This window comes from Emticicia sp., assembly GCF_049241225.1.
In the GTDB taxonomy this organism is placed as follows: Bacteria; Bacteroidota; Bacteroidia; order Cytophagales; family Spirosomataceae; genus Emticicia.
Map to the genome: position 1 here is coordinate 1 of NZ_JBMLRC010000216.1, position 10,448 is coordinate 10,448.

General features: G+C 35.2%; 6 protein-coding genes. 3 read left to right on the forward strand and 3 right to left on the reverse strand.

Going from position 1 to position 10,448, the window contains the following annotated elements; genetic code table 11:
- Together ACOVO2_RS12210 and ACOVO2_RS12215 are read right to left on the reverse strand one after the other, a co-directional pair.
- Positions 1-1,141 (reverse strand): C1 family peptidase (locus ACOVO2_RS12210; RefSeq protein WP_421770245.1); only part of this gene is annotated, 1,141 nt, incomplete at its 3' end.
- Between the two features lie 226 nt (positions 1,142-1,367).
- Positions 1,368-3,206: an LTA synthase family protein gene (locus ACOVO2_RS12215; RefSeq protein WP_421770246.1), complete on the reverse strand. Its 1,839-nt coding sequence runs from the start codon at positions 3,204-3,206 to the stop codon at positions 1,368-1,370.
- 189 nt (positions 3,207-3,395) lie between these two features.
- On the opposite strand from ACOVO2_RS12215, the gene ACOVO2_RS12220 reads away from it, so the two are divergent.
- The 3 genes from ACOVO2_RS12220 to ACOVO2_RS12230 all read left to right on the forward strand — a co-directional run bounded on the left by ACOVO2_RS12220 (position 3,396) and on the right by ACOVO2_RS12230 (position 8,687).
- The gene (locus tag ACOVO2_RS12220) at positions 3,396-5,588 is read left to right on the forward strand and encodes a glutamine synthetase III (protein WP_421770247.1); all 2,193 of its coding nucleotides are present in this window, start codon (positions 3,396-3,398) and stop codon (positions 5,586-5,588) included.
- Positions 5,589-5,773: 185 nt separating this feature from the next.
- The gene (locus ACOVO2_RS12225) at positions 5,774-7,669 is read left to right on the forward strand and encodes a sialate O-acetylesterase (protein ID WP_421770248.1); all 1,896 of its coding nucleotides are present in this window, start codon (positions 5,774-5,776) and stop codon (positions 7,667-7,669) included.
- A gap of 22 nt (positions 7,670-7,691) precedes the next feature.
- A complete protein-coding gene (locus tag ACOVO2_RS12230; protein ID WP_421770249.1) occupies positions 7,692-8,687 on the forward strand; it encodes a hypothetical protein in 996 nt (331 codons plus the stop codon).
- On the opposite strand, the gene ACOVO2_RS12235 is transcribed toward ACOVO2_RS12230, so the two are convergent.
- On the reverse strand, positions 8,677-10,448 hold a 1,772-nt coding region (locus ACOVO2_RS12235; protein WP_421770250.1), incomplete at its 5' end, for a DUF5686 family protein. The two genes, ACOVO2_RS12230 and ACOVO2_RS12235, sit on opposite strands and share 11 nt — an antisense overlap.

Here is a 10,448-nt window from a genome sequence, read left to right on the forward strand (position 1 = left end):
CTTCTTCTTCTTCCTCTTCTTCTTCTTCCTCTTCTTCTTCTTCCTCTTCTTCTTCGTACTCTTCTTCTTCGTACTCTTCTTCTTCCTCCTCTTCATACTCTTCCTCCTCTAGGCCTTCAAATTGCGATTCATATTCATACAAGATTTCGTCAAATTCGCCATCGCCCTCATATTCAAGTTCATAGAATTCTTCAGGCTCTTCTTCATCATATTCTATCACTTCTATAGTTTCGAATACATCAAAGTTCTTGTAGTCTTTTTCTCTGTAGACTACGAATGCATTTTTATCATATCCTTTCCCATCATTGATGATAGACTTTTTATTTTCTACCCAAGTATCTTCAGCGTCGGGGATTGGTGTCGATCGACCAAAAATCCAGCAGTCACCTAAATTGAATTTATTATTAATTACATAGGCATAAGGCATATAACAATAACCTTTATCGCCCCATTTTTCACCCCACGAATTTCTAACGATAAACATTTGATCAACATCCGAATACCCTACGCATAGCATTGCATGAAGCCCATGAGCAGATCTCGATGCTTCAGTTGGGGATGGCATCGGAACAATTCCATGATTTTTTGAACAGGAATCAAAGGACGGGAAAAGTGCAATACCGAACACAATAGGATACCCATCAGCAAGAGCTTTTTTCCAGTCATCAAGTTTTACTGGTATAAATTTCTTCTGTTCAATCTTAAAATTACTGGCAGTTTCATAAGATTTTTGATGCGGCTTTTCATTCACTTTATTCACTTCGTATGGCCATGTATCTTCTTTGCAGGCTCCTACTTTCATGAGACTATCCACGGCATATTGTATGTGGCTTCCTGCATCTTTGATTGGACCGCCAGCTCTTAGACGGGCGTTGTAGTAAATAAACAATCGACTGACATCAAACGCTTTATTGCTTAAATATTTTTTAATTAGGTATTCATAAGCACCCGCAACCGCATTGGCAGTACAACTGCTTAATCGTTGTTGATTCTCTACGGGCGTCATGTGTTGTCTCAGATCTACTTTCTGAGGAATAGCAGATTCTCGTAATTTTGAAGAAGGTCGATAGCGTTGTGCATTGGCACTTGGAGCCAAATATTCGTATCCTTTTACACTTCCATCTTTAAATTCTAAGCTCATAGTTAGTTGTTTTTATTAATAAATTAGGTTATTTTTAAATAGTTTTAATGCTTATTTAGATATTGATTACTAAAGAAAAGTTGGCAGAAAAAATTGTAGAGGAGCAAAAGAATTTACAAATAAACATATTCTTTTCATATTTTTTAGCGACAACTAGTTCAAATTAAAAAAGTCGGCAAAATTTTAATTTTTACCGACTTTTCCAAAACAACCCTGACGATTTGAGTTACTTATCTAAATAATCTTGAAACATTCTTTGCATAAGTGCTTTACCAAAATCCTGATCTCTGCTTGTGATCGATCCACTTTGTTGAATAACTTTCTGACCGATATTATCATACACTATATTCTTCGATTGATTTACAAACCCAAAGCCATTATTAAATGCAAAAAATGCCCAAGGTTTGGTTTTTGGATCAAAGATGTTTTTACTCCAATTATAGGCATAAGCATTTAAATTTATTTGGCGAAGTACAGTTGAAGCCAAATCAATTTGTGAGTATACATTAGAAACCTCTATACCTTTTTTGCTCAAGGCCCCACCCAACCATAGCATTGGAACCTTAAAATCATCTACTTTTTTGCCAGTTTCGGGCAATCTATGCCCGTGATCAGCTATGATCACAATAAGCGTATTTTCCCACCAAGATTGTTTTTTTGCTTCGGCAATAAACTCGCCCAATGACTGGTCGGCATAATACATAGAATTCATAAATTTCGCTTCATCATCATTACCTGTAAATTTTGTTTCAATCGGAACCTCAAATGGTTCATGACTACTTAATGTGAGTAAAGTAGAAAAAAAGGGCTGATTTAACTTAGCGTGGTCTTGTAAAAACCTTTTATAGACAGCACCATCCTGAGCCCCCCACTTAGAGTTCCAATCTTTCGGGTCGAAATCTTGCTTACTAATAATACGCTGAAAATCAGCTTCATACAAATACGATTTTATATTTGCGAATTCGGTTTCTCCACCATAATAAAATGCGGTAGAGTAGCCATTATTTCCAAAATCTTTGCTTAAAACCGGCAACTTTGCTGATTTATTAGGTTCGGTTATGATTGAGGCCGTCGGTTGTGCCGGATAACCACTTAAAATTGCTGGAAGCCCTTTATCTGTACGATCACCACTTGCGTAAATATTCGAGAAATAAATTCCTTCTGACTTTAAGGCATTAAATTTGGGTGTAACTTCCTGGCTATCAATCAATTTCTCAGTTGCTTTCTTTGTAAAGCTTTCCCAAATTATGAATATTACATTAGGCTTTTTAAGATCAGTTCTTAGTACTTTTTGTGTTGAGTTGGAGGTCGAATACAACTCTTTAATTTTCTCCGTAAGCGATTCTTTCGGTAAATAAGTAAATGGATTTACTTTATCATACGTACCATTTACAATAGAACTCATGAAATTCCATGGTGCATTTATAGCAGAAATATTGGCGAAATTATTGGTTGAAAAATAGACGGTACTTTGATTCATAGGCGAAATGCCTAAACTTCCTCTGATTGGTATAATTAAGGCAAATAAACAAATAATCGAAATTGGAATAAATGGCAGATTCTCGATATAATTCCAATTATCAATATTGCGGGTGATGATACGGTATACTATATAAGAAGCAATGATAAGTAAGATGATAAAACTTAAAAAAAGTTGAAATAAAGGCGATGAGCTAACTGATGCCCAAGCTTCTTTTGGTGATTTTAGATAGTGCATGGGCGTAGCATCTAACCTATACCCCCAAGTATTAAAAACCTGTAAATCTATTACTACAATTAAAGTAATAAAAAATACTGCTACAAAGGTGTACGAAAATATCCAGTTTTCGAGACGGCTTTTTTTTATAAAATTAGATATACATACAAATAAAAATGGAATGACCGATAAATAACCTGACATTGAAAAATCCATACGAATTCCATTCCAAAAAATTCCCCAAACCGTCTCTAGTGTAAGCAGTTTTGTATCTTCAATATGATAACTCAGAAAAATAACCCTTGCCGAAAGGAAATAAATAACCCAAAAGCAAAAATAAATTAACAGAAATTGTAATCGTTCTTTCATTAAATTGTTTGATTTGCTTAATTTAGCCCAAATATAAGATAAGAAATCATAATTATAAATCTTAATATAGTTATACGCCGATAATTATCTGATTATCAGGCACTTTCAGAAATCAAATTGACAAGAACAAAAATCAAACTTTTTTCCACCTTCTAGCAGTTGAAATATTATTCGTAAACAAATAAAAAAATGGCAAGATTAAGATTTAAAGCAGTTGAGGAAGCACAAAACAGAACTGCAACCAAAGTTGATATTCCAACTGGAAAAGTAACCGACTTTTATGGTTCAAACATTTTCAATGATGAAGTGATGAGAGCGATGCTTTCGCCAGAGGCATACATGAAAGTTACGGTTGCAATTAAAAGTGGAGATAAAATTGACCGAGAAATTGCCGATGAGGTGGCCGCGGCTATGAAGTCTTGGGCGGTTTCGAAAGGTGCAACACATTATACCCACTGGTTTCAACCCCTCACTGGTGGCTCCGCCGAGAAACACGATGCCTTCTTTGATATAAACCTGGATGGCAAAGCTGTCGAAAAGTTTAAAGGCAGTGCTTTGACCCAACAAGAGCCCGATGCCTCTTCATTTCCAAATGGCGGCATCCGTGCGACTTTTGAGGCTCGTGGCTATACGGCATGGGACCCAACTTCGCCAGCATTTATCATGTATAATGAGGCAGGAACTGGTACTTTGTGTATTCCTTCGATTTTTGTTTCCTACACCGGTGAATTACTCGATTCAAAATCACCATTACTAAAATCATTACATGCCCTTGATAAAGCTGCTACTGAGGTGGCTATCATCTTCGACCGTCATGTTGAAAAGGTTTCGGCAACTTTAGGAGCGGAGCAAGAATATTTTTTGGTCGATAAATCCTTATTCAATGCCCGTCCGGATTTAATGATGTCGGGCCGAACAGTTTTTGGCCACCCTCCAGCAAAAGGTCAACAACTTGATGATCATTATTTTGGCTCGATTCCTCCAAGGGTAAATGCGTTTATGGTTGACTTTGAATTTGAAGCATTAAAATTAGGAATTCCTGTTCGTACACGTCATAATGAAGTAGCTCCTGCACAATTTGAAGTCGCTCCAACCTTCGAAGAAGTAAATTTAGCATGCGATCATAACATTTTGTTGATGGATTTAATGAGAAAAGTAGCTCGAAAACACAATTTCGAAGTTCTATTTCACGAAAAACCATTCGCAGGCATCAATGGAAGCGGTAAGCACAATAACTGGTCATTAGGAACCGATACGGGAGTAAATTTGCTTAGCCCAAGCACCAAGCCAAAAGAAAGTCTGCGTTTTGTTACTTTTTTGGTGAATGTTGTCAAAGCGGTTCATGATAATGCTGATTTATTACGAGCAAGTATTGCGTCTGCAGGTAACGAACACCGTCTTGGAGCCAACGAAGCACCGCCAGCAATTATTTCAATTTTCTTGGGTACTCAAATGACAAAAGTTTTGAACGACCTCGAAAATAAAGAAATAGTATCGATTGAAAAGGGAGAAAATGCCTACATCAAACTTGGTTTGAATAGAATTCCATCAATTTTACTTGATAATACAGATCGAAACCGCACTTCTCCTTTCGCATTTACAGGAAATAAATTTGAATATAGAGCAGTGGGCGGTTCGGCCAATTCGGCCCAGCCAATGATGATTCTAAATACGATCGTAGCAAATCAATTGGAAAAATTCAGAGCAGATTATGATGCAGAAATGACCGATCATGAAGGTAAAAAAGAAGAGGTGATCGTAAAAATCTTAAAAGGATATATCAAAGAAAGCAAAAAGATTTTGTTCGAAGGAAATGGATATGGCGATGAATGGAAAGAAGAAGCTGCCAGACGTGGTTTATCAAATATCGCAAGCACACCGGAGGCATTAAAGGCCTATTTGAACAAAGATTTTATCGAAATATTTGAACGTTTGGGCGTTTTGACCGAAAGAGAGTTCCATGCTCGATATGAAATTGAATTAGAAAATTATATCAAGAAAATCCAAATAGAATCTCGCCTAATTGGAGATTTGGCAATGAATCACGTAGTTTCTACGGCGGTGAAATACCAAACTCGATTGGTTCAAACAGCTAAAGCCTTAAAAGACATGGAATTGAATAATGAATCGGAGCCTGTCGTAAAAATCATTAAAGAAATTTCCGAGCGAGTAACCATCATTTCTAAATTAGTTCATGAAATGACTGAAGCCCGAAAGCGAATCAATAATCTTGAAAATATCGAGGAGCAGGCTAAGCTCTATGGAAATGAAGTTAAAGGTTTTTTTGAAGAAATACGATACCATGTCGATAAATTAGAGATTTTAATCGATGATGAAGACTGGCCACTAGTTAAATACCGAGAATTGTTGTATATTCGTTAATTATTTTTCGAATCTTAATGAATACAAATAAACGCTCAACACAACGCCAAGTATCAGCTCTCATTAGGAAGTCATTGATACTTGGCTTTTTTATAATAGTCTCATCGAGCTCGATCGGACAAGTTCTTGTAATATTCGACCACTTTCCACAGTCAGTACAATTGATTCAGCGTAATAATTCTAATTTGGCAGAAGTTAAAATTGAAGGTAAAGTCTACACCGAAAACCAAACTGATATCTCCTTATTGGTCTATAAAAATAAAACCCCATTTTTTTATAAAAAACAAAAGTTACAATATGCCAATCAGCCCCTTACAGCTTCATTCTCATTTGCTCCCATAATAAATGCCGAACTTTCTGAATACGACTTCAAAGTTTATGCTTTTCGTAATAAAGACTCTGTTTTAGTAAAAGAAGCAAACGAAGTTGTATGTGGCGATAACATTATCATTTATGGTCAATCTAATGCACTTGCCGAACCAGGTGAAGAATTGATAAAATTTAAGGATGAATTCAAATATGGGAGATCTATTTTGTCTGATTTAGCAAAAAATGAACATACTTGGGTCATTACAAAAAAATGGAATCATGGAGCTGCAGGTTTAATTGGTCTGCAGATTCAAAAACAACTGATTGATAAATACAAAATTCCGATTGGCATACTCAATGGATCAGTTGGGAATAAAAGTATTGAAGAACTAAGTTTCAGAGATGAAGCAAACCATGATAACCCAAATACGATTTATGGGCGTCTGCTTAGAAGAGCAAAAGGTACAGGAATAGATCGAACTGTTAAGATGATAGTTTGGAGACAGGGTGAAAGTGAGGCGACAGACCCTGGCTACAAAGGAGATTATGATAAGAAGTTTGAGAAATTTCGTAAACAGCTATATGAGGATTATCCTGCCTTAAGGAAAATTTATACCTATCAGAATAATATTTATTTTGGAAATAATACACAAGCTGGAAATTTAAGAGATTATCAAAGAAATATAAACGCAATTTACAAGGACTGTGAGGCCATCTCTACTTTTGGTACGGTTACGTTCGATGGCTTACACTATAAATACGAAGGATATCTACAGAATGGTGATGATGTTTCGAGATTAATTGCAAGAGACTTTCATGCAAGTGCTGATACTATCGAAATCAATTCACCCAATATCAAATACGCTTATTTTAATAAAAATAAAGATAGTCTAATCTTAGAGTTTGACAAAAATCAAACAATGTTCTTTCCAAAAGATGAACCAAAGAAGACCCCTAATGCCCCATCTATTAATGTAAAAGATTATATATATTTAGACGGTGAGGCTGGAAATATAGAAAGTGGCATCGGAAAAGATAATTATATTATTTTAAAACTAAAAAAACCTTCGGCTGCTAAAAAAATAACCTATACACCGGATAATTATACGAATGATTTTATAACGGTTCTTCCTGGATTGACTCAAATAAAAAACTCCAGAGGATTAATGGCCTTGACATTTAAAGACTTTCCTATTACAGAACAAATCATTCCAGAAAAAGAAGAAGAAAAAATTACACTTTCGGGTGATTGGGATTCGGTAAGTCTAAAAAGAATTTATTTAGCTTGGAGTCCGATTTTAAGTCCAGGTTCAACTTATGTCATAGAAAAAGCACAGTTCCAGCCAAATCTTTTTTATCAAATTGCAACAACAACAGATAACACATTTACCGATAATAAAGTAAAAAAAGGGGTTGTATATTATTATAGGATTAGTCGAAAAGGCTTGCATTTGTTTTCACCATACAGCAATATAATCGAAGTAGTATATCGAAATTCTACTAATGCAGAGGTATTTACACCTAATAATGAAGATTTGATAATCTACCCCAATCCTATTCAGAGAAATGAACCACTCAAACTCGCAGCATTATTTGAGTCTCAGATCGTTGAATTAAGAATAGTAAGTGCAACGGGAAAGATTGTATTTAAAAAGTCGAATCCAGAGCCAACCTCTACTATACCAACCAACGATTTACCTGAGGGACATTATATAATTGAAGCCATTTTAGCGGATAATACAAAATTATTTAAGAAATTTGTTGTCCAGTAAATCTAATAAATCATATTCTTGAATGTTAAGTAAATTTTCAATAAAACTCTGCCTATTTCTAAGTCCATTATTAATATTAATTTTAGGTTATTTTGTAACAGATCCGTTTAAAATCATCAGAACCTACGATGCGTACCCAGATAACTTTGCAAAAAGTTTGAATCGTGACCGCATTTCAACCCAAGTTTTTCTGAACAATAACCAAAAGTATAACTATAAATCTTTCATTTTTGGGAGTTCTCGCTCGAGTGTATTTTACGCCCGTGAATGGGGAAAACATATCCAAGATTCAACTCCTTATCATTTCGATGCCTCTTGCGAAACTATCTCAGGAGTAGCAACAAAAATGAAATTTATTGAATCGAAAGGCAATAAAATCGAAAATGTTCTCTTTGTATTTGACCGTAGCCTATTCAATTACGAACAAGATACGCTAGGTAGTGTTTTTGTGCAAGATTACCGAGTAAGTGGACTTCAATGGTGGAAATATCATACGATTTTTATAAATACATATTTTTCTAAGGGCTTTTTTGTAGCTTTTTACGACAATCTATTGACTGGAAATTTCAAAAACTACATGAGGCAGTTTTTAGAATTCAGAAAGATAAATTATACGCCAATTGTCAATGATTTCATATTCACGAGCTATATTGAGCAGATAAAGAAAGATTCGGTTGGGTACTATAATCAACCCGACTTTTTCTATAAACGAAGTAAAGAAAAAAATCCTCAAGCTCCTGTCATAAAAAATTATCAATTGAAGTATTTAGCAATGATAAAAGAAAGCTTGAAGAAAGATAACACTAAATTCAAGATAGTTTTAGGCCCCACTTACGACCAACACAATTTCAATCAAACAGATTTAGCAACCTTAGAAAAGTATTTTGGTAAAGAAAATATTTATGATTTTTCTGGAATCAACGAATACACTGAGAATATAGCTAACTATTATGAAATATATCATTATAAACCGTCGGTTGCCAACGATATAATGAATAAAATTTATGCTACAAAGTAAGCTCAAATGTAAATTTCACGCCAAATTTTCGCACATTTGGCGTATCTGTGTATGTTAGGCGGTGCATAGCCTCTACTCTCAATACCTTGAAAATATTATTAATTCCGTAACCTAACTCTACGTATGGGGTAGTGCCGAGGCCTTTAAAAGGCATTGTTGCGTCTAATGGGTTCATTTGCTGATTTTGAGTAGATAGATGCCCCACCAAGAACTTACCAGTCGTGAAAGTTCTCCATTTTAATTGCTTAATCAGAGGCAAACGATTGAATAATAAGCCTTCAAAATCATGGGTATATCGAACAGCTGCATATCGGTCGCTTATAAATTCAAAATTATTCATTAGGTTGAAAGAATTTGTGACAATAAAAATGCTTTCATTGCCTAAATGGCTTTTGAGTAAAGGATACGGCAAAGCACCAAAAATTGCACCAGCTTCGGCTTTATAATAAGTTTTTCCTAAATAACCCAAATTGAGTGTGTGACTATACTTAGCCAATAACTTGTGGTAATTAAAATCACTATTAAAAATGCTCTTTGCACCCAAGATATATCTAAATGTTATGGTAGGAGACTTGGTTGTTCCGAAGCTCAATCGTTCATTATCATTCACAATTGCCAATTCATCGCGAGCAAAAGTAATTTCTGATAAAAATTCGGATGTATTAAAATTGGTAATCAATGGTGAAGCTTCGCCCAAGGTTGGTTTTTCACGATAGGAAAAATTATAAAGAGGGTCAAAACTACGCGTCCGAAAACCTACAGTTGTAAAGACTCCCTTCGATACCTCTCTCTGAAATTGAAAACGATTTTCGGTTTCATAAAAAGGTCGCATTAGTGTACCGAATTTCATGTAAGCCGAAAAAACAGAACTTAACCCTAAATCTTCATGGCGTAAACCAACTTGCTCAATATCGTTTGTGTATTTATAACTAAGCGTTGTCCAAGGTTTTCGAGATATGATTCGGGTAACTTCCCCTCCCATTTTCCAGGTCTCATCTTTTGTACCGTAAGCCAAATATCCTTGCAAAACCCATTTACGACTAAACTCAAAATTTGTTCGCAAACCCAAACGCATTCTTACCCCCTCCACATCATTAATTGCACCTGAATAGACCAATGGCCCAAGTTCGATACCAGTGTAGATTTTTTTATAACCACTCGATAGCAACAAAGCTAGGTTGGTATAACGCTTTACGATTGGAACATTCTTGATGGTATCAATCATTGCATAAGCCATTTGCTCTTTTTCGGAAAAAGGTTCGGGTCTGATTTTTTGCCAAAAAGCATTATCTGTTTCTCGATAATCAGGCACAATTTCAATTCCGTTATCAAAAAACTTTGTATCTTTTACTTTATCCGTAACAATATCTTGATTGTAATTGGTGAATTTCAAGAGCATTCCTGCCGAATTTCGAGTAAGCTCATTGACATCTACCAAAATCCTGTTTTTTACTGGAAACCACACATTTCCAACGGGTTCGAGTTCTTGTTGTATTTTAATACGCTCCACAAAATTCAGATTGGCATCTTTCGTAATTGTCGCATCAATTTGGGCAATCGCCCAAGATTCTTTGTCAATCCAAATCGAGCCAGCAAAAGCTAAATCTTGCTTCCTTTTAGGTGTAAAATCAATTTTATAACAAAAGTTATCGCCAAAATAAGTACTATCTGCCAAATAAAAATCATATATAAATTTCCAATCATCGGCAATCGGAGAAGCGAAGTTTTTATCCAAAACATTCACCTGATTTGTATAAAAAT